Below are 22542 nucleotides of genomic sequence, written 5' to 3' on the forward strand. Positions count from 1 at the left end.
ATTAAATGCTTGCTTTTTTCATATAAGTTATTTTTCTATACTGAAAAATGCATTATATTTTTTACAAGCTTGGTAGCGCATTAAACTGTTGTATAATTACTTGCTGTTGAGCTGCCTCTTTTTGCTGTTGGGCTGCTGCAATCGAATCATTCATTGCATTAATCGCATTTTCTTGCTCGACAACGGCTTCACTGTCTATAGATGTATTTGCATCTACTGGCACATCTGGATAAGCTACTTGCTGTGGATTATACCCAGGAGCATAAGTGTAATGGATTGGTTCATATGTTGTACCCACTACATAAGCTGATGGTGTACCACATCCTGTTAGTAGAAGTATCATTCCCAAGCTAATAAAACAGGTAACTTTTATCATAAAAATCGCCTTTAGGCATACAGGAAATTCAATGTATTGCCTTTTCAGTTAATTTGTCTAATTATAGAACAAAAAGATAATTATTTGATCTATTTCTTGGGGAAATACAGCTTGGCTCTTACAGTTGAATCTTATACACATCGCTGAAAAACTAGTCCAGATATTACGGCTTGTCCACTGGATCCAGGAGATCTGCCCTAAAACATTGGACCCCGCGGACAAATTCTGAGCGATCCACGCAAAACTTGAACGTAACTTTATGTTTTTAAATGAAATATACTCAACGTTCTACGTACTGCGCTTTATGCGCGGGTATGCAGGGGGTAAATTTCGCGTGGATCGCTCAGGAACAAGTCGCGGGGTGTAGGGCCGGGATGTGATCTAAGAGGCAGCAGCTTACAGCTGGATCCATTGGAGTACATTCTAATAAAACCCTGGTTGCAAGCGTCCAGGATATAAATCTATAGTGGCTCCAGAAAATTTTCTAGATTGGGCTTTTGACCCAAACGGTATTGATAAACCATATAGAAAGCCATAATGTTTTTTAAGTAGTTACGTGTTTCTTGCCAGGGAAGGGTCTCTATCCATACATCAATTTCTTTAGGGGGGTGCGTTTTTAACCAATAAACTACCTGTTTTGGTCCTGCATTGTATGCTGCAGCGATAAGTATGGGATGATTATCGAATCGTTTTGCAAGTTGTTTTAAATAAGCAACTCCGATATTGATGTTCTTTTGCGACAAGAACAATTGCTTTTGATCATTATAAGGAATCTTATCGGTTTGTGAGACTACTCTTGCTGTATAAGGCATGACTTGCATTAAACCTCGAGCTCCCACAGAAGAAGTTGCGTCGTCTCTGAATCCGCTTTCCTGACGAATGATGGCGTAAATAAATTCTGGAGCAACCGCATATTTTTTAGAATAAAGCGAGACGCTGTCTTTATATGCCAAGGGAAATCTTAATGAAAGTTGATTATTTAGAGTCTCATTATTGCTTAAATAAACTGATTTACCATGCCATTGTAATTTCTGATCTATCCAATAGACCAAAGCACTTGCCTCGTCTTTAGGCAATTCACTGATGAAATCATTGAGCAGCCGTGAGGCTTGCAGCGTTTGCTTGGTCATGTAAAGTGTTTGGATTTGATCAATGAAAGCCTGATAGGGTTTCAATACATCCAGATTTGTTGTAGGAGTTTCATTGGCAAAACTGGGCTTTTTATTGAGATGAAGGCTTGCAAGAAACCCATAATACTGTCTATTTTTTGCCAGAGATTCATAAAGTGCTTGTGCGTCTGCTTTATTCCCTTGCGCTTCTAAAGAACGTGCTAACCAATATTGCCAACAGGGTTCATCTTTATGTTTTGAATCATTAATTAATGCGGTGACTTGTGCCCAGTTTTTTCGTTTTAAAGCAAAGCGTATTTGCCAATCCAATAACACATCATTGTAGTATTGTGACTTTACTTTGGTGAACCACTCTAACGCATCTTCATGATTGCGCATGGCTTTATAAAGAGCTACATGAGCTAAAAAAGCTTGCTGTTGTGCTTGGCTCAGTATTTTGGTGGTTTTGCTTTGCTGCCATAACTTAAGCGCTTTATCCATATTAATTGAAACCATACGCTTCAGGCCGTAAAGATAGATGTCATCGTTTAATTCACCCGGGTTTAGCTTGCTGATATTCCCAGGATTTTGATAAACAGCATTTAAAGCATTCAGCTCTAATGGATGAGGTTTTTTGTATTTCGTCAACAAATAGCGGGCTAATTGAATATTGCGTCGCTCTAAAGCAAGGGCGATTCGTTGAGTAATTAAGTTTTGATCAAAATTATTATCTTTCAAAAGCAAGTCAAACAAACTGTTGCAGGAGGGGGGTCTTGAATCACCACTTAGCCATAGTGGAATGGATGCTTTTAATGCTTCTTGTTGCTTTCCTGTATTGTAATTTGCAATTTGCTCATAACACACGAGATTGAGATCATTAGAAGATTGATAATATTGGCTAAAACGAGTCCAATCCTTGCTTTTTGCTAATTCATACAGCCATTTTTCGCGTAATTTGGTCGATAAAGGAGTGGTTCCGCTAATGAACTCCAAGAATGGTGGACTGGGTGTCGCAGTAGGTAAGTTTTGACTAAAAGACAAATAGTTATTAAAACGTTCCATATATTGTTCTCCCGAAAGGGCGAAGCAAGTCTGGAAATTAATAAATGCACATAAGAAGAAAATAAATTTTTTCATAACTTTTCTTAATTAATGTTCTTTGATGGTTGCTAATTGTCTCCGCATGGCATCAATTGTTTCTTTGTAATTTTTACTATTGAATACGGCAGCACCAGCCACAAATTGGTTTGCACCAGCACGTGCCAAAGTAGCAATATTATCTATGGTCACACCACCATCGACACAAAGGTCGAGTTGGGGATAGAGTTTGCGGACTTGGGGTATTTTATCAATAATTTCAGTGATAATTTTTTGTCCTCCAAATCCGGGATTTACAGTCATGATTAGGACAAAGTCGAGTTTATGAGCACACCAGGTTAATACTTCAATTGGTGTGGCCGGATTTAATACAAGACCCGCTTCACACCCTAAATCTTTGATGAGTTTTAAACTGCGGTCCACATGTATGGTGGCATCGGGATGAATACTAATTCGCTTTGCTCCTGCTTTTGCGAATGCTTCAATCAGTGTATCAACTGGATTGATCATGAGATGAACATCAATAGGGAGCTTCGGAAAACGTTTGCGTAAGGCCTCACAGAAAGCAGGGCCAAACGTTAAATTGGGTACATAATGATTATCCATAACATCAAAATGAATATAATCTGCTCCTGCATTCATAACGGATTCTACTTCATCACCTAGACAAGTAAGATCTGCAGATAAAATTGAGGGTAAAATATGATAAGTCATACAGTAATTTTTAAATTTGGATAAGTAGGTATATCATATGCTGTCTTGAAAAAACATTCTACGATGTTAAGCAAAGAGTATGGTATTTAATTGTTTTTAACACGCTGAAGCGGATGTCTCGCTGGGTTCTTGCATCTTGAGAATTTGGTCAAAATATGAGACAATATGTTTCTATTTCTGCTCTTGTAATTTTGAAACTTATCTCAAGATAATGGGGATTGTTTACCTCTGCTAGCTTAAGCTAAAATGGTCTGATTTCGAGAACCGACGCATAGCATACACGTAGTATGTGAGCATAGCAGCACAGAAAATTAGGCCAGTTTGGCCAAGATAGTGGCAATGGAAACAGATCCGGAGAAATTACAGAGACCTGCTTTGTAGGGAGAATAATATGAGTCAAAACTGGCCTACCAGAGACAAAGATTTACAAACCGCCCGTGTGATTATGGAAGAATACGCTAGTGAGCGTGAGAGTGATACGTTAGGTCTTTTTGAAATTGTTGTCGATCAAGCGGAAAAAAAAATGAGTTTCCGTTTATCTGGATGGGTTGTCATTTTAGCAAAACATTTTAATTCAACGTATGGCGTGAGCCAGGGTGATTTTATAACAAGGCAAGTCATTACACGTTGCCTGACCCAAGGACACACATTACATTAAATCTTGATCTCAAATGTAATCACTTAAGTCCTCTATAGTAATATTTATTCGAACGATTTGATTTTTTGCTTGTTGTGAGAAAATTTTCTCACAACAAGCGCTAAATACAGTGCACTGTATTTAACCTCCCTGATTTTGTTCTTTCCTTATACACGCTTAGAATTGATACAGATATTTATTATAATTTTGTTTGAACTCATCGGAATTTTGATATTGGATCAGGGCTTGGTTTAGCTTTGTTAATAAGTCAGCATTAGCAGGGCTAACAGCTATCCCATAACCATAACCATACATATAGCGTGGGCCGATTAATCTAAATGTGTTTGCTGAATTGGATGCCCAGTAAGTCGCTGTTGGGTTATCCAGTAGAATAATATCTACATTTCCTCCACTTAAAGCTGCAAGTTGCTCTTGAATGCCGGCATAGTACTTAACATTAGGATTCTTTACTCCCATCTCTCTAAGCTGGTCAAAAAATACGGTGCCTTCTTCCAATCCTATTTTTTTAGTATTTAAGAGGTCCAGACTAAACGGTTCTTTTGTATTAGATGCTCTTTCTAAAAATCGGGAGAAGCTTTGCAGATAGGGTAGGCTGAAATTGACTATTTTTGTGCGTTCGCTAGTAATGGTTATCGAGCTGACTGCAACATCTATTTTTTGGTTAACAACTGCATCGAGTAATTGATTGAAGCGCATCACATGAAAGGTACAGGTTCTATTTAGGATTTTGCATAAACTGTTCATCATATCAACATCAAAACCAAAGACCTGATTATGATTTCCTTGCATGACGAACGGAGGATCAAAACTTTCGATCCCTACATTTAAGGGTTCACCTTGAGCGAAAAGTGAAGAAGTGAAACAAATAAATGCAGTCAGAATTAATCGGATCATTTTATATTTATGCAATTGTTATTGATTTTTATAGATCATATTATAACGAGAGTATTCATTTTGGAATGAAAAAAAGAAAATTTATGCAAATCGAAATCCCTGAGTTATTGCAATCAAAAGCCTGGTTTATTGAAAAGCATTTGTCCGATTTGCAGCATCCCTTGCATGAAAGTGTTATCAAATTACTCCTTATTAGTGATTATGCATGCAGGCAGATTCAATTATTAAAAGCATTGCTCATGGAAGATCACTGCTGTTCTTTGATGGCACGAGAAGATTATTTTCGTATTTTGAAAAATGTGTCATTTATTTTGCCGCAAGCAGCTTATTGGCGTGCGTTACGTCATTTTCGCAATACGCATTTTTTGCGGTTATTGCTTCTTGAAATAGCAGGCATTGCCAATACGGAGCAGATCCTGCGTGCATGGTCTGATTGTGCTGATGCGCTGATTTTGCATGCACTTGCTTATTGTAAACAAGGATTGTCCTCACGTTATGGTATTCCGCGTGATGCAGAGGGAAATGAGGTAGAGTTATTTACTCTGGCCATGGGAAAACTAGGAGGCCGAGAGTTGAATTACTCTTCCGATATTGATCTTATTTTTGCTTACACCGTTGTAGGAGAAACTGACGGCGAAGAACGCATCGATAATCAGCACTATTTCAGTAGATTAGTGCAGCAATTTGTGCAGACCCTACAAAATATAACCCTGGACGGGTTTGTATTTCGCGTAGATTTACGATTGCGACCTAATGGTGACAGTGGTCCGCTGGTTTCAAGCTTGGCAGCCATGGAAACTTATTACCAGGAACAAGGTCGTGATTGGGAACGCTATGCTATGGTTAAGGCTCGGGTCATTGCGGAAAAGGTGGATGAGATACAGCTATGGTTTCAGCAATTGATTGTACCTTTTGTATATCGACGTTATGTCGATTTTAGTGTCATTGAATCGCTGCGTAGCATGAAGGCCATGATAGAGCGCGAGGTGCAAATAAATCCCCGTTTGGATGATATCAAGCGAGGTAAAGGCGGAATCAGGGAAGTGGAATTTGTCATTCAGAATTTTCAGTTAATTCGTGGGGGACGTTTGCCGCAATTACAAGAGCAAAATGCCTTGTCTGCCCTTGCTGTTTTAAAACATGAAAAATTATTACCGCATACTGATGCTTTAAAACAGGCTTATCTTTTTTTACGCAAATTCGAAAACACACTCCAGAGTTTAAATGATCAGCAGACTCACTCTTTGCCAGAAGATCCTGTGAAGCAGGAACAAATTATTTTGGCTATGGGGTATTTTTCCTGGGATGATTTAATTAACAGATTGCATAAATATCAACGGATTATCAGTTATGCTTTTCACTCTGTGCTTGGCAAAGTCAAAGATTACGAAGATGAGAAAAGATTACTCACGAATCAGTTAGCTAGCCTTTGGCAAGGACATGTTGAAACCACGATGGCAATTAATTTGTTGGCCAGCTTAGGTTTTGCGAATGCTCCTCATTGCTATCAGATGATTCATTCCTTTCGCCATAGTCCGCGTTGTCGACGTTTAACACAAGGCGCACGAATGCGTTTGGACCGATTCATGGTGATGTTGCTTGCTGAGCTGACTCACGTTGAAAAAACGGATGAAGTTTTATTACATGTGATGCATTTGCTCGAAAATATTGTGGGGCGTAGTGCTTATCTTGCTTTATTAACTGAGAATCCGCAGGTTTTAACTGAATTATTATTTTGGTTCGCTCAAAGCCCATTTATTACTTCTTTGCTGGTAAACCAACCCTTTTTATTGGAAGTATTGCTGGATCAGGGGCAGGAATGGCGACCTCAGTCGCTGCATCAATTACAAAGACTATTGATGGAAAAATTAGCGCATCACCATGATGTTGAAGTGCAAGAGGAAATATTACGTCAATTTAAGCTAACCAACTGGTTAATGGCTGCTCGTGCAGAACTTTATGGATTCTGCAATGCGGTGCGTATTGGACAATTTTTGTCGGATGTGGCTCAAGTCATTGTAAGCCAGGTTTTAATCATTGCCAGCGAACAATTATGTTCGCGGTATCCAGAAATGGAACAAGTCAAATCACACTTTGCAATCATTGCTTATGGAAAGTTGGGTAGCCGCGAAATGAATTACGCTTCTGATTTGGATTTGGTGTTCTTACATTCGGCAAAAATATCAGAAGAAGCATTAATTACTCGTTTAACTCAAAAAATTTTGCATATGCTGACTACTCGTTCCCAATCTGGAGTGCTTTATACGGTAGATACCCGTCTTAGACCTTCGGGAGCAGCGGGATTATTGGTGAGTCATGTTGATGCTTTTGTTGAATATCAGAAAAATCAGGCATGGACGTGGGAGCATCAGGCTTTGTTGAAAGCACGTATTTTGACGGGAAATGCAAGAATTAGGCATGCTTTTTTGCAATTGAAAAAATCGGTAGTGTTATTGGGACGAGATAAACCCACCTTGTTGCAGGAAGTATTGGCGATGCGAGCCAAAATGGAACAACATCAAGATCGAAATCCCATTTCTGGTGGTTTGTTAGATTTGGAATTTTTAGTACAGTATTTAATACTTCATTTAGGGGACCCCTCCTTAGCTCGATATACAAATACATTAAGCCAACTCCATCATTTGTTTTTAGCAGGGGTTTTAAATAAAGAATATTACTCTTTTTTAAAGAAAGCATACAAAAAACACCATCAGTTATTGCATCAAAATTTATTGCGCCCAGGTATTGTGAATAATAGAAGCATGCAGGAGGAGATAGTGAAGGTGTGCAAAGAACTATTTAATAAAACTTTTGCATAACCATGTTTCTGGTTTTCATACACGAGCGATTGGATGCTGTGCATAAGCACGGCAAGTAGGAAAAAAAGAGTTTTTTATGTTCAAAAATTAGATGCAGTTCCCTAAGAAAGATAGATACTTAATTTAGTTGTATACTTTATAAATAAATTAATCACGGATGGAGCTCGATCATGAACAGAATAGGAGTCTGTGCATTTTTACTCAGCGTACATTACAGTGCATTTGCAGGTTTTGCCGATGTAGTTCCAACGAAACCGTCTAATTATGGACCTGGTAAAATCCAATCCAGTGAAGCAAAAAATTATGCTAATCAATTGGTTGTCGCTTGCGGACGGGCAAGTAATCCAATAAACAGACTTAATGGAATAAACATCGGCGAGCCAGGCCTTGATGGTATGGTGGGTGCTGATCTTATAATGATTCTTCCCCAAAGCATTCCAAGTTCAAACTACTATGGCAAACTGTTGTGTGTATCAGGGGTCGTCAAAATGATGCCCGTGAATAATTCACCTCCTGTCCCTACAATTACCGTTGGCTCTGAGAAAGATATCGATATCTTACCTAATCAAGAACCGACTTGGTAAGAGATGGACAAAGAGATGGTTCTTTTACCTTAGAATAAAATGGAACGATTACGAGTTTCGCCTGTCATTTATTTGGTAACTGTTCAGAGAGTATGTTTGAATCTTGGGGAACGGTTGGATTTAAGCGCAGGTTGCGCCAAATGCAGTCGTTCGGTGAATGGGGCGTGAACGCTCAATGGCATCAACTTAAGGTAGCCTGGGTGAAGGTCCGAAGGACCGAAACCCGGGTTTCACTTCGTTTCACCCAGGCTACAGTATATCCGTGAGAGTTAGGTATGCTTAAGTTGACGCCATTACGTGAACGCTTACTTTATTTGAATTCAGCATACAGATCGTAATCATCACTATCTGTAATCATGACTTTTGCAAAAGATCCCACTTTAACTCCAGGAGTTGGCGGTAAAATAACGAGACCATCAATTTCTGGAGCATCACTTTGACTGCGTGCGATGATTTGTTCCTGATTTACTTCATCAATTAATACACTTTGTACGCTGCCAATTTTGTTTTCTAGCTTATCACGGCTAATTTCTGCTTGTAATTGCATGAAGCGATGATAACGTTCTTCTTTGACTTCTTCCGGTACCGGGTCGCTTAAATCATTTGCTTTTGCTCCTTCAACTGGAGAGTATTTGAAACAACCTACCCGATCTAATTGTGCTTCTTCGAGGAAGTCGAGCAGCTCTTCAAATTCTTCTTCTGTTTCTCCGGGAAAACCAACAATAAAAGTCGAACGCAGAGTAATATCCGGACAAATTTCGCGCCAAGAAGCGATGCGCAATAAGGTATTTTCACTGCTTGCGGGGCGTTTCATTGCTTTGAGCACGCGTGAATTGGCATGTTGTAATGGAATATCCAAATACGGGAGGATAAGACCATCTCGCATTAAAGGGATAATTTCGTCTACATGGGGATAGGGATAAACATAATGCAGACGTATCCAAATGCCGAGCTCTCCTAGTTGCTCGCATAAGTCATAAAAACGTGTGTTAATGGTTTTTCCTTTCCAGCTTACCGGTTGGTAGCGTGTATCCACACCATAGGCGCTGGTATCCTGAGAAATCACTAAAATTTCCTTCACACCCGCATCTTTTAACTTTTGGGCTTCAGTCAAGACTTGGGCCATTGGGTAACTTTGTAATTTGCCACGCATGGTAGGAATAATGCAAAAAGTACATTTTTGATTGCATCCCTCAGATATTTTCAAGTAGGCATAATGGCGTGGGGTTAATTTAATTCCTTGAGGGGGAATAAGTTGGGTAAAAGGATCTGCTGGTGGAGGTAAATGCTGATGGACTGCATTGACTACTTCTTCATAGGCATGTGCGCCACTAATATGTAGCACATCTGGGCATACTTCTTTAATGATCTCTGCTTTGGCACCTAGGCAACCTGTGACAATAACACGCCCGTTTTCTGCCATTGCTTCTTTTATTGTATCCAGCGATTCTTTAACGGCACTATCAATAAATCCACAGGTATTGATGACTACTACACCTGCATCTTGATAACTGGACACTAATTCATATCCCTGAGCACGCAATTGGGTGATAATGCGTTCTGAATCCACCAGAGCTTTGGGACAACCCAGACTAACAAATCCTACTTTATGATTCATAAAACTCTAACTGTAAAAAAAGTGAACGAATTATACCTCTTAACAAGCCTTATTGTCGACAGGATTATGGTGATTTAAGTTATTTTAATTTTGCATTTTTTACTGTACTTATAGGTTCTTTGATAATTCATCTTGAGGTGCTTACTTCCAAAGCTTTATGCCTGAAATTTATTAAATCAACTCTTATTAAATGTTCGATGGACAAGAAGGATTAAATCAGCATTTTCTGGATCTTCATCGATACGTTTTCTATTTTCGTTCGTTAAGATATCTTCTTGAGTAAGCTGCACTAAAGCCTCAGAAATTTTTTCAGCATGTTGGGGATGTTTTTCAATAAGATCTCTATTCTCATCCGTTAAAATATCTGCTTTAGCAAGCTTCACTAAAGCATTAGAAATTTTTCCAGCATGTTCAGGATGTTTTGCAAGAAGATCTCTATTCTCATTGTTTAAAATATCTGTTTCAGCAAGTTTCACAAGAGCATTGGATAGAATGCTAGCGTATTGAGGATGTTCAGCAATAAGATCTCTATTCTCGTTTGTTAAGATTTTTTTTTGAGAAAGAAACATTAATGCATTAGAAACAACTTCAGCACATTGATAATTTTTTACAATAATGTCTCTATTCTCTTTCTCCAAAATTTTTTCTTGGGCAAGACGTGCTAAGGCATTAGAAATAACTATAGCATATGGGTAATATTCACAAATAAGCGCTTTATTTTCGTCAGTTAATATCTCGTTTTTTGCAAGGATAATAAACGCCTTACTTACTCTCTCAGCATAGGGTGCGTTGTCCACAATAAACCGCCCATTTATGCTCGTTAAGATATTTTCTTGAGCAAGAAGAATTAATGCATTGGAAACGATGTCAGCATACTCAGGATGTTTTGTAATAAACTCTCTATTTTCGTTCGTTAAGATATTTCCCTTTGCTAGGGTAATAAGAGCATTAGTAATTTTCTTCGCATGTTTCGCATTATCTGCAATAACCTGCTTATTTTCATTTGTTAAAATATTATTCTGCGCTAATTTTTCCAGGAGTTTCATCCAGTCACTTTCTATCTTAAGATGAAATCTCAGTCGATTGTCATTAGTATCATCTGGAATAAGAGGAGACTCTTGAAGTCTTTCTAAGCCGGTTATATCCAGCTGTTTACCGATACTATCCATAATTTTTTGAAATACTGGTAAAGGAAGCTCTCGACGCAGCGCAAGTGAATGAGCACTACCGTGACCAGCAGTTAAACTGTTATTAAAAAATACGGTATAGATTGGATCATAAGCACATGAAAACATATTTTGACTGGAGGAGCGATTTTTAAGAAATTTTATAGCTTTATTTTCTTTACCTAGATCACTATCGCGGAGAACCTGCTCAACTTCTCTTCTTTCTTCATAATTTAATTGTTCTGGCTTTTTTGTATTGGGTAATTTATTAATTGCCTCTATTAAACCTGGTATAGTTTCCATAGAAATAATTTCAGTTTCTCTCTTCTGATTAACATACATAAGTTGCCAGGTTTGATCATTATTATTTTTAACAAGTAAATATTCATTTGGGATAAGTCTAAGACTACTTTCCGGCATCTCAGATAAAAATTTAACTCCAATCCCACCTTTCCATAACCCAAAACCCATCAGCAAACCATTCGCTCCAGCTTTATCTCCTAGTTGCAATATAGAAGCGCTTTGCATATGGAGATCTCCAGTGTTGCCACCCAATTGTTGAATACTCTGCAACCATTGCGTAAAACGTTTTCCATTTTTATCAACGTGTACCAGACCATCATTTTTATTGAAAGCTGGGACTAAATGAATTTGGCAATTTTTTAAATCAACTAAACCAATATAACCTTGACCGTCACTACCCAGTTCAAATAGTTCCTTCGATTTATCTGTGAGTATTAATTCGCGAGAGAAAAAGTCCTCACATTTCGGAACAGAATGAAAACTTACAAATGATTCTGACTCTGATTGTGCAAACATTTCATACCTCTTATTTTTGCTTACTAATTTATCTTTCTGTCTTTAAAGAATAGCTCATTTTTAAATAAATAGTTTTTGCCCTACTTGTCCCACCATGAAAAAGTAATTTATAACCCATTGAAAATTAATGATAAAAATATTTTCTAGAGGCGAAATCGAATCAACGACATAAGGATTTTCAGTCTTAAATAATGCTCTTTTTAATACGCTTTAATAAATTTTATAATCCTTTAATATCTCTTTGAAAATCAAATAGTAGATGGGATCTAGTCGATTTTACACAATGAATCGTATCCAGCGATCTGACACAAAAATGCATACACGTTGGCCATAGTTTCATTCCATGAAGGATAATTTTGGTAAGCAGAAAGCGAAGAAAAACTCATCTCTTGTAGCAATTCTCGATTTTTAATTAATTTTATAATGAGCTCTCTAAGCGTTGTACAATCGCCAGGAGTAATCAAGAATCCATTAATCGCATCCGTTACAATTTCTGGCACGCCTCCAGTATTGCTTGCAATGACTGGAATACCAGCTCCCATTGCTTCTGTATAAACAATTCCATAGCTTTCAAAATACGAAGGAACAACCAACAGATGGTGTGAAAGAAGTTCTTTTTTTAAACATTCAATATCGAGTGCCCCATGAATTTTTATATTTTCTTCCAGCTTTAAATAGGTAATCATCTTGAATATTTTTCGGGTATATTTCAAATCAAAATGAAGGCTACCCACAATGGATAATTCCCAGGATTTGTAATCTATTTGTGATAAAGCCTGGAGCAGTATATGTAGCCCCTTGTTATACAATAGGTTGCCAATAAAAATAATCATGAATTTATTTTTTTTGCATTTAAACCGAATGTTATCCTTTGGAGCATCCAGTTGCAGACGATCTTTGCCAGGATAGGCAATCAATGAATTATTATTTTTTCCAATAATTTTTGTAATGCATTTCTCTGTGGAAAGGCTATTAAAGATAAAACCATCGACGGATTTAAGGTATAAACTTTCTATTTTTTTAGTGAACCATTTAACCAAAAAATTGTGCAATGCATTTGCCTGTAAAAGATGAACAATACTTATAATTGGAAAATTTCCCATTGCTTTTAGTCTCTTATTTAGAATAAATAATGAATTAAAATTCATCTCATCTTGTAAAAGGACATCAGGAGAAAATTCAATAATTTCATTGATTAGTTTTTTTGAAAAATTATTTCTGATTAATCCCCAGAAATTCTTTTTCTCTTGTGAAAAAATTTTAACAACTACACCATGCGCACGTAAGTATTCGACTAACTTATAATCATAAATGTATCCACCGGTAGTTGTAGTGAGAGAGCCATACAGAATTAATCCTACACGCATTTGGTTTCTCGATAACTGGCTTGAGCAATATCATCCTCCCATAATCTAACCGTGATTTGACTGTCAACCGGGAGCTCAATGTGATTATTAAATTTTTGCCAGAGAATCTTAGAAAACAGTTCGAGGCTTGGATTTTGGTTTTTAAACTCAGGAAGTTCATTTAATATCTTATCCTGAAAATAGGATATTAATTGATCGATGTGTGCTCTGACTTCTACAATATCAATCAGAAAATTAAACGGGTCAAGCTTTGTATTTTCAATTTCCAATTCAAAACTATAGTGGTGGGAGTGCCGTAAATTTTCTGCGCCAAAATCTTTGCCAATCAAGAAGTGTTGTGCAATGAAATTTTTTCTTAACATTAAATGATGCATCATTTACTCCCCATAGGTTAACGTGATAAATAAAGTATCATGTGGATTAGAATCCAATAATTGATAGGCTTTATTTGCATCAGTAATATGAAATTTATGAGAAATGAATCGTGCCGGATTTATTTTCTCCAACATTTTAAAAACAACTTCAAATCGTCGAGCTTTTGTCCATCTTCCTTGCAGCTCAGAGGCAATCGTGCTGACTTGACTTGCAATGACTTTAATTCGGTTTCGATGAAAACGGCCTCCTAAATCAATAGCACATGGTTTTCTTCCATACCAAGATCCCAGAATGATGCGCCCTTCATAAGCAGCAAATGAAATAGCGCTATTGAGTGCATCAGGATTGCCTGTCAATTCATAAATCAGATCAATAGGGTTTGATTTTACATTTTTAAAGTAATTGGTCACTTGCAAATGAAGATCAGATTGTGAGGCATCAAAAGTATGTTCGGCTCCTAACTCCATACATAGATTTCTTCTTTTAGCATGTAAATCAATGCCAAGAAGACTGGCTAACGGAAATTGTTGCAATAAAGCCGTAGTGAGAAGGCCTACAATTCCAAGTCCAAAAATAAGTACATTTTCTCCGATTAAAGGAGAACCATCTAATACCAGGTTTATTGCGGTTTCCATATTGGGTATAAATAGTGCGTCATAAGGAGATATGCGCTCCGGTAACACAATAATTTGTGTTTCCTTGGCGCAAAAATAACTTTCATGTGGATTAAATACAAAGACCCATTGATTTAATAAATGGTTTAATTTTCTATTACCTGTTTCAATTACTTTCCCAATAGAACAATAACCATATTTGAATGGATAATTTTGTTTCTGTTTGAGCGCAAGAATTGTTTCATCCAGACATAGCTCGGTTGGCATTAGGCCGCGATAAAAAAGCATTTCTGTACCTGAACTTATCCCTGAAATAATGTTTTGAATCAACACTTCATCCGTTTTGGGTTTGGGAATTGATTCTTCCAGGATGGAAACTTGCTTTGGTTGATTAAAATAAAGCACATGATTTTTCAAGATAGATTCCTTTCTATATCTGCCATGATGATAATATCTCTGCCTAATTTATATTGAAGTACATTTTTTAATTGAGGAAAACCAAGATTTTCCTTTATTTCTTTTGATAAAACAGAAACGCCACCAACGAAAATTGGTGCTACGGTGATAATTACTTTATCCACATGATTTTCATTAAGAAAGCTCGTGATAATGGCTCTTCCTCCTTCGACCATCACTGTTTTAATACCAAAGACAAATAATTTCTCTAAAGCTTGGCTTAAATCAGTACGACCATCAGGAGTTGAATCAACTAACACAATCTTTGCGTTCATTTCGGCAAGCAATTTTTGTTTTTCAGGATCAGCCTGGTTTGTTGTAAAAATTATAGGAGGTTTTGAGTTTTTTAAAACGCGTGCGGTTAAAGGAATGCGAAGTTTACTGTCTAAAATGACTACCTGTGGATTTTTCCCTTTATAGTGCCGCACCGTTAATTGAGGATTATCTGCAATAACTGTACCTACTCCAACCAATATTGCATCGTTTTCAGAACGTAATTTATGCGTCATTACCAGAGATTCTTGGGAACTGAGCAGAAGCCTTTTTTTCCGATGAAATGAAATGGAGCCATCCAGGCTTTGCGCATAAGCTAAGGTCACTACAGGTTTTCTCTTTTTTAAGAAAGAGGAGCATTTTTCATATAACTCTTTAAGATCTTCTTCTTCGAAAAAATGATGCATTTTTTGTTTTTTAGTCAACAAATAAAAAGCATTATGAGGATGAATAGAGCCTTTTATAGGAACTCTTGAGGTCACGTTTAAATTATGCTGATTGAGTGCTTCTATTTTTTGAGGGTTATTAGTAAGCAATCGCAACGATTTAACCTGTAACTCTTTTAAAATATGAGCAGCCACTTCATAAGAACGCTCATCTTCTTCGTGGCCTAGCGCAAGATTGGCATCGACTGTGTCTTTTCCCTGATCCTGCAAATTGTAGGTATGCAATTTGTTAATTAAGCCAATTCCTCTTCCTTCTTGTCGGAGGTAAATAATAATGCCGCGGCCTTCAATAGCAATTTGACTCATACTCATTTGCAGTTGTTCACCGCAATCGCAACGTAACGAGCCTAGAATATCCCCAGTCATGCATTCTGAATGAATTCGCACTAAAATATTATCTGCATTGTGCACTGCTCCAAATGTGAGTAAAAGATGCTCTTTATCATCTTGATTTGTAGTAAATAACGAAAGTTCAAAAGAACCATATTTTGAAGGAATTGCAGCAGAAACTTCTTTTTTAACAATGAGCTGATTATCCATAATCTAATCCTTAGACGGAATCTCCGACTCTTATGTTTCTCATGCCTTTATAACTATAGTTCATAAAAAAAATGGATCAAATTTTATTCACAAAATTTATAAAATAGCCATAAACACCTGAAGAAAAGTTGAGAGAGGACAAAAAATTAGGATCTTGCAACTCATTAATTTCTTTTTAAAGTTTCGGGCATGAGCGATAAAAAGAGAATGAAGCCAATCATTGCAAAGAATGCCAAAGTATAAAAGCCCATATTATAATTATATGATTTTACAATATATCCACTGGCAAAATTGCTAATTGCATAGGCTACGCCTTGGCAAAGAACCATCAATCCAAGCATAAAATTAAACCGTCCGGAATATGCCGCAAGTTCTGCAATCATTACGATGCCAATCACGCCAAAAATGCCGCCGCTTACCCCATCTAAAACTTGTAATGCAATAATAAAATAGGGATTTTGGGAAAAGGTAAATAAAATTGCTCGTATGAAAATAAATAAAAATGCAAGTAAAAATAAAGGCTTACGCGGTATATTTTTAATGAAGTACACTAAGAGAATTGAAACGAACATCATAATTATATGGGATACTATGACACTATTTGCCATAAAAATGGAGCATGCTTTTGTACTGACTTGAACAAAAATCAAACCAATTAGTGTCAATTGTGCTGCACTCGAAAAATGAAATAAAAAAACAGCAATTAAGAAAATAATATTGGTGCGAGAGAGTAAGATTTTCTTAAGAGGGACAATTCCCTTTTTTCCAGTATCGAAACCCACAGGGGCTAATTGGCGTGCAATATCATGATCAATATCTGTTTCTCTAATCAGAAAAATTGGCAAAATTCCTAAAAGGGAAAAAATGCCATACGAGTATATAATCCAAATATTTCCACTAAAATAAGAACATACACCGATAATTAGAGCGAGAATTATATTGCCAGCATGACCTAATGTTTCATTAATGCTTTCTCTTCGGGGAAATTCCTTGGTTCCGACTAAACCCAGTGTTATGGCTACGATTGCTTTTGGCATAATTGCCGTTGCCAATCCAATCAATATTTGTGCACTTATTATTGCTAAAAAATAAGGAAATTTCGTGATGAGATAACAACTTATTGCAAAGATGAAACAGCTTCCTACCAATAAGAGTCGTTTTATTTTGTATGCATCAATAAGTAGCCCACTGGGAATTTGATTGAGCATATTTGCAAAATTCATTATTCCTAGCGCAATACCAATCTGAGCAGGATCCCATTGCAACTCTGCTTTTAAATAAATTGTTAGAAAAGGACTAATGTCAGATTGGAGGCCGGCAAGTAAAAGGATGACCCAATTTAAAGCAAAATAACTTTGAAATGATGCGCGCATTTTTTCCCATTTTATAGGTAATTCATATTAACAAGAGTAATAAAATATTTCTTATAATTTTGGTGTCTGTGGCAGTTCATTTCTCTACGTACCGCGCTTCATGTCGCTTCATGCGTGGTATCCAGCGATTTTGCTTTAAAAAGAACCCGGGAGTACGCAAAGGCATCATTCTGGATCCCGCGCATGAAGCGTGGTACGTAGGCTCTAAGGCGAATTGTGAAAGACTCTTAATGGTGATTATCAGACAAATATGAATCCAAAATTAATGTTAGTCTATCTTTTTTAAAATTTTTAAAAATTTATTGGCAGAAATTTCACCAACCAGTTTGAGCTCGTTGAGTTCATTGCCTTGAGCATCCAAAAAGATAAAAGTGGGAGGGGCTACAACATGGAAATAATTGAGTAACGCTTTATTGTCGGCATTATTTTTTGTGACATCAATTGTAATCACGCTAAAACGCGTCAAAGCCTTTTGTACACGAGGATCTTTAAATGTCGTTGCTTCCATCATCTTACAGGATGTACACCAGTCAGCGTAAAAATCAAGCATTACTGGCGTGCCGCGAGCATCAACTATGGCTTGTTTTATAGTGCGTAAATTCTGCTCTTGCTGTGTTTTGGCAGGGGCTGCGTTTGCTGATTGGATTGTTAAGGGTTGCAGGGGATTTGTTGCTCCCATGCTGGCGCCCACCAAAATCAAGAAACCGTAGACGAGTAAAATGAGTCCCACCCCTTGGTTAAATTTTTCGCGATGTGTTGCAGAATACGTAAGAGCACCACTGTAAATCCCTGAAAAAATGAGCAAGCATGCCCATAAGATCATGCTGACTAATGGGGAGGCTATTCGAGAAATAAGCTCAATGGCAACGGCAATAAAAAAAATGCCGAATAGTGCCTTGATAGTATTCATCCAGCTGCCTGTCTCTGGCAACCATCTACCTGCGGAAGTACCGATGAGAAGTAAGGGGGTGCCCATCCCCAGACCTAAAACGAACAAAGTCAGACATCCTAAAAGAACATTTCCACTTTGGGCAATGTAGGTTAATACGCCAATTAATGGGGCAGTAACACAAGGTGAAAGAATCAAAGTAGAGAGACAACCCATGATTGCAGCCCCAAGATAGTGGCCGCCTCGTTGATTGCTGGAACCGTGTATTTTTGCCTGCCAGGAATGCGGTAATTTGAATTCATAAAATCCAAACATGGATAAGGCTAATAGAATAAAAATCAGGCTAAACACGCCAATGGACCAAGGGGATTGCATACTAATTTGCAGATTGGCTCCAAGCAAGGCAACTACTGCACCGATGATTGAGTAGGTAATCGACATGCTCAGCACATAACTTAATGAGAGAAAAAAGGCTTTGCTGGTCGTAATTTCTTTACCATGGCCAACAATAATCCCGGATAAAACAGGAACCATTGGTAAAATGCAGGGGGTGAATGATAAAAGCAAACCAAAACCATAAAAAGTAAACAGAATCAGAAACCAATTGTGGCTTAAAAAGATTTTAGCGACGCTGTCATTTTGTGATTCTTCAGTGTCTGTGGTCTGGGTATTTTGAGGTTGCACCAGGCTTACTTGCGCTAAAGCCAAACTATCATCTATGGAGAGCTGAATTGTTTTCGTTTCTGGGGCATAACAAAAACCATCATCAGAACACCCCTGATAATGCAAATCAATTAACGCTTTTCCTGGTTTATTCCCTAAAATTCCTACAGGAATGGAAACTTGATTACGATAAACAGTATATTTATGCCCCTGTTTGTCAATTTTTTGTTCTGTAGGTGGGAAACGCAAAGGGCCTAAGTGAATTGTATCATTCGTATTTGTTGTTAATTTAATACGATCACTATAAAGAAAGTAATGAGGCTTTACCTGGAAGTTGATGGCAAAAGTATTGGGATCAACTTTGCTTACATTAACATGGAATACTTCTGCAGCAGGAAGCGGGTTTGCATATAGAGCAAATGTAGTTATATAGCAGAATAACAGTAAAAACCATTTTCTCATTCTGAAAACCTTTATAATACCGGGGAGTAAATACATATATGTAACTATATCAGAACATCATGGAGTGTGAATAAAATTAAAACTAAAATTTTTTTTATTTTTACCCTTGAAACTTTTTACCTTGTCCCCATATGGCAGTCAGTAACATTGCAAATTGACTTTAAAGTTTAATTAATCAGGAGATAAAAGTATGAAAATTCGTCCTTTACACGATCGAGTTGTTGTTCGTCGTATGGAAGAAGAGCGTACCACAGCGGGTGGTATTGTTATTCCAGATAGCGCTACTGAAAAACCAATGCGCGGTGAAATCATTGCTGTTGGTGCTGGTAAGATATTAGACAACGGTGACGTTCGCGCTTTAGCAGTAAAAGTGGGAGATATCGTCCTGTTTGGTAAATATTCAGGTACCGAAGTGAAAATCGACGGTAAAGAACTGGTTGTGATGCGTGAAGACGACATCATGGGTGTAATCGAGAAGTAATCGTTTCATTAGGAGAGAGATAATGGCTAAAGAATTACGTTTTGGTGACGATGCGCGTCTACAAATGTTAGCTGGTGTTAATGCATTAGCGGATGCAGTACAAGTGACTATGGGTCCACGCGGTCGTAATGTTGTATTAGAGAAAGCTTATGGTGCGCCTACTGTAACTAAAGACGGTGTGTCTGTTGCTAAAGAAATCGAATTTGACCAACGCTTCATGAATATGGGCGCTCAAATGGTTAAAGAAGTTGCTTCCAAGACTTCTGATACTGCTGGAGATGGTACTACTACAGCTACTGTATTGGCTCGTGCGATTGTAGTTGAAGGCTACAAAGCAATTGCTGCCGGCATGAATCCTATGGATCTGAAACGCGGCATTGATAAGGCAGTTACTGCAATCACTAAAAAATTACAAGCAATGTCTAAGCCTTGTAAAGACAATAAAGCAATTGCCCAAGTAGGTACTATTTCTGCTAACTCCGATGAAGCAATTGGTTCTATTATTGCCAGTGCTATGGATAAAGTAGGTAAAGAAGGCGTTATTACTGTTGAAGACGGTAATGGTCTTGAAAATGAATTATCTGTTGTTGAAGGGATGCAGTTTGATCGTGGTTATATTTCTCCATACTTCATCAACAATCAACAAAGCATGACTTGTGAGCTTGAGCATCCATTTATTCTGTTAGTTGACAAGAAAATTTCCAGCATTCGTGACATGTTGTCTGTACTGGAAGGTGTTGCAAAATCAGGCCGTCCATTATTGATTATTGCTGAAGATGTTGAAGGTGAAGCTTTGGCAACTTTGGTTGTTAACAACATGCGTGGTATTGTTAAAGTATGTGCTGTTAAAGCTCCTGGCTTTGGTGATCGTCGTAAAGCAATGTTGCAAGACATCGCAATTCTGACTCGTGGCGAAGTGATTTCTGAAGAAATTGGCAAGAGCTTAGAGCAAGCTACTTTAGAAGATTTGGGTTCTGCAAAACGTATCGTAGTAACCAAAGAAAACACTACGATTATTGATGGCGAAGGTAAAGCTACCGACATCAATGGCCGTATTGCTCAGATTCGTGCTCAAATCGAAGAAACTACTTCTGATTACGATCGTGAGAAGTTACAAGAGCGTGTTGCTAAACTTTCTGGCGGTGTTGCCGTGATCAAAGTTGGTGCTGCTACTGAAGTAGAAATGAAAGAGAAAAAAGCTCGTGTTGAAGATGCATTACATGCTACTCGTGCTGCTGTAGAAGAAGGTATTGTAGCAGGTGGTGGTGTTGCTTTAATTCGTGCACAAAAAGCTCTGGATTCTTTGAAAGGCGACAATGACGACCAAAACATGGGTATCAACATTCTACGTCGTGCTATTGAAGCGCCAATGCGTCAGATCGTATCAAACGCTGGTTATGAAGCTTCTGTCATTGTAAACAAAGTATCTGAAAACAAAGACAACTATGGTTTCAACGCTGCGACTGGTGATTTTGGCGACATGGTTGACATGGGTATTTTGGATCCAACTAAAGTAACTCGTATGGCATTACAAAATGCTGCTTCTGTAGCAAGTTTGATGCTGACAACTGAGTGCATGGTTGCTGATTTACCAAAGAAAGACGAAGCTGCTGGTGATATGGGCGGCATGGGCGGAATGGGTGGTATGGGAGGCATGGGCGGCATGATGTAAGCCTCTCTCTCCTATTCCTTTAAAAACCCGCCTTTATGGCGGGTTTTTTATTACTGTATTTAATTATCAAAGGCCATGAATGGTTTATTAAGATATATGGGATATAAGCAGCTTAGATTACGAGCTATTAGTAGCAATTAATCTAAACACGATAATTCAGTCCAAAGCTCAATTGATTACTGTAGACTTGCAAAAACCTGGTGGGGGCGCCGCTGGCCGGGACACCGTTCGAGGCTATCGTATCATATTGGCCACTATTGCTAGTTTGACCTATGGCTAGGTAACTGTAGCTGATATCGATGTCGAAGTGCTCAGTCACACGGTAAAGGCTGCCTGCACCGACTTGCCAGGCGAAGTGGGTGGTAGTAAGTCCTGATTCATGTTGGACCGCTAGAGGCCAATAAATGGTATTAGTTTTTGAGGTTGCTGCACCTAGACCGCCACCGAGATAAGGTTCTATGCGTTGATTCATAGGCAGAGGATAAGAAAAATAGCCATTGATCATATAAGTGTAGGTGTTAACATGTCCGTGAGCTGTTTCATTTCCATCATCTGTAACTGAGAAAGGAATGTCTGGTAGCCCTTGCACTCGAAAATCTGTTCTGAAAAAAGGATTGAAACGATAACCAACTCCTAACGAGTATCCCCAATTATCGCCTATAGAAGCCGCTGGTGCAGTAATTGCATTTGGAGAAAAAAAAGAAGCAGTCTCTGCTCGGTTAAAATTAAATGCATTGTAGGTGGCAAGTCCCACTACATAAAACCCCTGCTCCTTTTTATAAGTTACAGGCCCCATATCACCTGCGTACGCAGGGAGTATTGCTACTGAAAACAAAAAAATCGCGACTTTTTTTAACCTAAGATGCATACCAGACACTCCATTGTGAGATAAAATTCATTAGTTAAATGCAAACGGGCTCAAGCAAATGCTACGTTCAAGAACCTCAAACTTTATAGTTACAAAAAATAACTTTTAACACAATAAGCAATATCGTTATGAATTATGACTGTTCAGGCAATAGGGGTAGCGTGTTGCATCTCATAAGTAATTACGAATAAAAAAAGATAATTATAAA

Annotated in this window: 18 protein-coding genes; 5 read left to right on the top strand and 13 right to left on the bottom strand. The window is 37.9% G+C overall.

Annotated features, from left to right (window positions below; genetic code table 11):
- Positions 1-61 precede the first annotated feature (61 nt).
- The 3 genes from A8O27_RS13480 to rpe all read right to left on the bottom strand — a co-directional run bounded on the left by A8O27_RS13480 (position 62) and on the right by rpe (position 3297).
- Complete coding sequence (locus A8O27_RS13480) at positions 62-376, bottom strand: hypothetical protein (protein ID WP_058459703.1); 315 nt, start codon at positions 374-376, stop codon at positions 62-64.
- A gap of 461 nt (positions 377-837) precedes the next feature.
- Entirely contained in the window at positions 838-2622 is a 1785-nt protein-coding gene (locus A8O27_RS13485; protein WP_058459702.1) for a transglycosylase SLT domain-containing protein, read from the bottom strand.
- A gap of 12 nt (positions 2623-2634) precedes the next feature.
- Positions 2635-3297, bottom strand: coding sequence for a ribulose-phosphate 3-epimerase (gene rpe, locus A8O27_RS13490; RefSeq protein ID WP_058459701.1), 663 nt, complete (start codon positions 3295-3297; stop codon positions 2635-2637).
- A 391-nt stretch (positions 3298-3688) separates the two neighbouring features.
- Between rpe and A8O27_RS13495 the strand changes: the two genes are divergently transcribed.
- Positions 3689-3955 carry a hypothetical protein gene (locus A8O27_RS13495; protein ID WP_058388603.1) on the top strand — a complete coding sequence of 89 codons (267 nt, stop codon included), beginning with the start codon at positions 3689-3691 and terminating at the stop codon, positions 3953-3955.
- 156 nt (positions 3956-4111) lie between these two features.
- Here A8O27_RS13495 and A8O27_RS13500 read toward each other — a convergent pair whose 3' ends face one another.
- The gene (locus A8O27_RS13500) at positions 4112-4849 is read right to left on the bottom strand and encodes a transporter substrate-binding domain-containing protein (protein WP_058459700.1); all 738 of its coding nucleotides are present in this window, start codon (positions 4847-4849) and stop codon (positions 4112-4114) included.
- 83 nt (positions 4850-4932) lie between these two features.
- Between A8O27_RS13500 and glnE the strand changes: the two genes are divergently transcribed.
- Both glnE and A8O27_RS13510 read left to right on the top strand, forming a co-directional pair.
- Entirely contained in the window at positions 4933-7668 is a 2736-nt protein-coding gene (glnE, locus tag A8O27_RS13505; protein WP_235810529.1) for a bifunctional [glutamate--ammonia ligase]-adenylyl-L-tyrosine phosphorylase/[glutamate--ammonia-ligase] adenylyltransferase, read from the top strand.
- A 170-nt stretch (positions 7669-7838) separates the two neighbouring features.
- Complete coding sequence (locus A8O27_RS13510) at positions 7839-8252, top strand: hypothetical protein (RefSeq protein ID WP_058459699.1); 414 nt, start codon at positions 7839-7841, stop codon at positions 8250-8252.
- A 310-nt stretch (positions 8253-8562) separates the two neighbouring features.
- Here A8O27_RS13510 and rimO read toward each other — a convergent pair whose 3' ends face one another.
- From rimO to dsbD, 8 genes are all read right to left on the bottom strand, one after another.
- The gene (gene rimO / locus A8O27_RS13515) at positions 8563-9870 is read right to left on the bottom strand and encodes a 30S ribosomal protein S12 methylthiotransferase RimO (RefSeq protein WP_058459698.1); all 1308 of its coding nucleotides are present in this window, start codon (positions 9868-9870) and stop codon (positions 8563-8565) included.
- A 176-nt stretch (positions 9871-10046) separates the two neighbouring features.
- Complete coding sequence (locus A8O27_RS13520; RefSeq protein WP_058459697.1) at positions 10047-11855, bottom strand: hypothetical protein; 1809 nt, start codon at positions 11853-11855, stop codon at positions 10047-10049.
- Positions 11856-12121: 266 nt separating this feature from the next.
- Positions 12122-13222: a glycosyltransferase family 4 protein gene (locus A8O27_RS13525; protein ID WP_058459696.1), complete on the bottom strand. Its 1101-nt coding sequence runs from the start codon at positions 13220-13222 to the stop codon at positions 12122-12124.
- Entirely contained in the window at positions 13213-13599 is a 387-nt protein-coding gene (locus A8O27_RS13530) for a 6-pyruvoyl trahydropterin synthase family protein (RefSeq protein ID WP_235810528.1), read from the bottom strand. The genes A8O27_RS13525 and A8O27_RS13530 overlap by 10 nt, the downstream gene beginning before the upstream one ends.
- Positions 13600-14628: a zinc-dependent alcohol dehydrogenase gene (locus A8O27_RS13535; protein WP_058459695.1), complete on the bottom strand. Its 1029-nt coding sequence runs from the start codon at positions 14626-14628 to the stop codon at positions 13600-13602.
- Positions 14625-15926 carry a GTP cyclohydrolase II gene (ribA, locus tag A8O27_RS13540; RefSeq protein ID WP_058459694.1) on the bottom strand — a complete coding sequence of 434 codons (1302 nt, stop codon included), beginning with the start codon at positions 15924-15926 and terminating at the stop codon, positions 14625-14627. The genes A8O27_RS13535 and ribA overlap by 4 nt, the downstream gene beginning before the upstream one ends.
- 164 nt (positions 15927-16090) lie before the next feature.
- Positions 16091-17299 carry an MFS transporter gene (locus A8O27_RS13545; RefSeq protein WP_058459693.1) on the bottom strand — a complete coding sequence of 403 codons (1209 nt, stop codon included), beginning with the start codon at positions 17297-17299 and terminating at the stop codon, positions 16091-16093.
- 268 nt (positions 17300-17567) lie between these two features.
- Positions 17568-19313: a protein-disulfide reductase DsbD gene (gene dsbD, locus A8O27_RS13550; RefSeq protein ID WP_058459692.1), complete on the bottom strand. Its 1746-nt coding sequence runs from the start codon at positions 19311-19313 to the stop codon at positions 17568-17570.
- Between the two features lie 190 nt (positions 19314-19503).
- On the opposite strand from dsbD, the gene groES reads away from it, so the two are divergent.
- Together groES and groL are read left to right on the top strand one after the other, a co-directional pair.
- A complete protein-coding gene (gene groES / locus A8O27_RS13555) occupies positions 19504-19794 on the top strand; it encodes a co-chaperone GroES (RefSeq protein ID WP_058459691.1) in 291 nt (96 codons plus the stop codon).
- 22 nt (positions 19795-19816) lie between these two features.
- On the top strand, positions 19817-21466 hold the full coding sequence (gene groL, locus A8O27_RS13560) for a chaperonin GroEL (RefSeq protein ID WP_058459690.1): 1650 nt from the start codon (positions 19817-19819) through the stop codon (positions 21464-21466).
- 142 nt (positions 21467-21608) lie between these two features.
- Here groL and A8O27_RS18530 read toward each other — a convergent pair whose 3' ends face one another.
- Entirely contained in the window at positions 21609-22334 is a 726-nt protein-coding gene (locus A8O27_RS18530) for an outer membrane protein (protein WP_082642449.1), read from the bottom strand.
- Positions 22335-22542 lie beyond the last annotated feature (208 nt).

Origin of the sequence: Legionella bozemanae, from assembly GCF_001648595.1 — a bacterium.
GTDB lineage: Bacteria > Pseudomonadota > Gammaproteobacteria > Legionellales > Legionellaceae > Legionella > Legionella bozemanae.

What these genes read in the sequence shown, in the direction of transcription:
- A8O27_RS13480 (WP_058459703.1), bottom strand. Translation starts at nt 376, where the DNA reads ATGATAAAAGTTACCTGTTTTATTAGCTTGGGAATGATACTTCTACTA.
- A8O27_RS13485 (WP_058459702.1), bottom strand. Translation starts at nt 2,622, where the DNA reads ATGAAAAAATTTATTTTCTTCTTATGTGCATTTATTAATTTCCAGACT.
- rpe (WP_058459701.1), bottom strand. Translation starts at nt 3,297, where the DNA reads ATGACTTATCATATTTTACCCTCAATTTTATCTGCAGATCTTACTTGT.
- A8O27_RS13495 (WP_058388603.1), top strand. Translation starts at nt 3,689, where the DNA reads ATGAGTCAAAACTGGCCTACCAGAGACAAAGATTTACAAACCGCCCGT.
- A8O27_RS13500 (WP_058459700.1), bottom strand. Translation starts at nt 4,849, where the DNA reads ATGATCCGATTAATTCTGACTGCATTTATTTGTTTCACTTCTTCACTT.
- glnE (WP_235810529.1), top strand. Translation starts at nt 4,933, where the DNA reads ATGCAAATCGAAATCCCTGAGTTATTGCAATCAAAAGCCTGGTTTATT.
- A8O27_RS13510 (WP_058459699.1), top strand. Translation starts at nt 7,839, where the DNA reads ATGAACAGAATAGGAGTCTGTGCATTTTTACTCAGCGTACATTACAGT.
- rimO (WP_058459698.1), bottom strand. Translation starts at nt 9,870, where the DNA reads ATGAATCATAAAGTAGGATTTGTTAGTCTGGGTTGTCCCAAAGCTCTG.
- A8O27_RS13520 (WP_058459697.1), bottom strand. Translation starts at nt 11,855, where the DNA reads ATGTTTGCACAATCAGAGTCAGAATCATTTGTAAGTTTTCATTCTGTT.
- A8O27_RS13525 (WP_058459696.1), bottom strand. Translation starts at nt 13,222, where the DNA reads ATGCGTGTAGGATTAATTCTGTATGGCTCTCTCACTACAACTACCGGT.
- A8O27_RS13530 (WP_235810528.1), bottom strand. Translation starts at nt 13,599, where the DNA reads ATGATGCATCATTTAATGTTAAGAAAAAATTTCATTGCACAACACTTC.
- ribA (WP_058459694.1), bottom strand. Translation starts at nt 15,926, where the DNA reads ATGGATAATCAGCTCATTGTTAAAAAAGAAGTTTCTGCTGCAATTCCT.
- A8O27_RS13545 (WP_058459693.1), bottom strand. Translation starts at nt 17,299, where the DNA reads ATGCGCGCATCATTTCAAAGTTATTTTGCTTTAAATTGGGTCATCCTT.
- dsbD (WP_058459692.1), bottom strand. Translation starts at nt 19,313, where the DNA reads ATGAGAAAATGGTTTTTACTGTTATTCTGCTATATAACTACATTTGCT.
- groES (WP_058459691.1), top strand. Translation starts at nt 19,504, where the DNA reads ATGAAAATTCGTCCTTTACACGATCGAGTTGTTGTTCGTCGTATGGAA.
- groL (WP_058459690.1), top strand. Translation starts at nt 19,817, where the DNA reads ATGGCTAAAGAATTACGTTTTGGTGACGATGCGCGTCTACAAATGTTA.
- A8O27_RS18530 (WP_082642449.1), bottom strand. Translation starts at nt 22,334, where the DNA reads ATGCATCTTAGGTTAAAAAAAGTCGCGATTTTTTTGTTTTCAGTAGCA.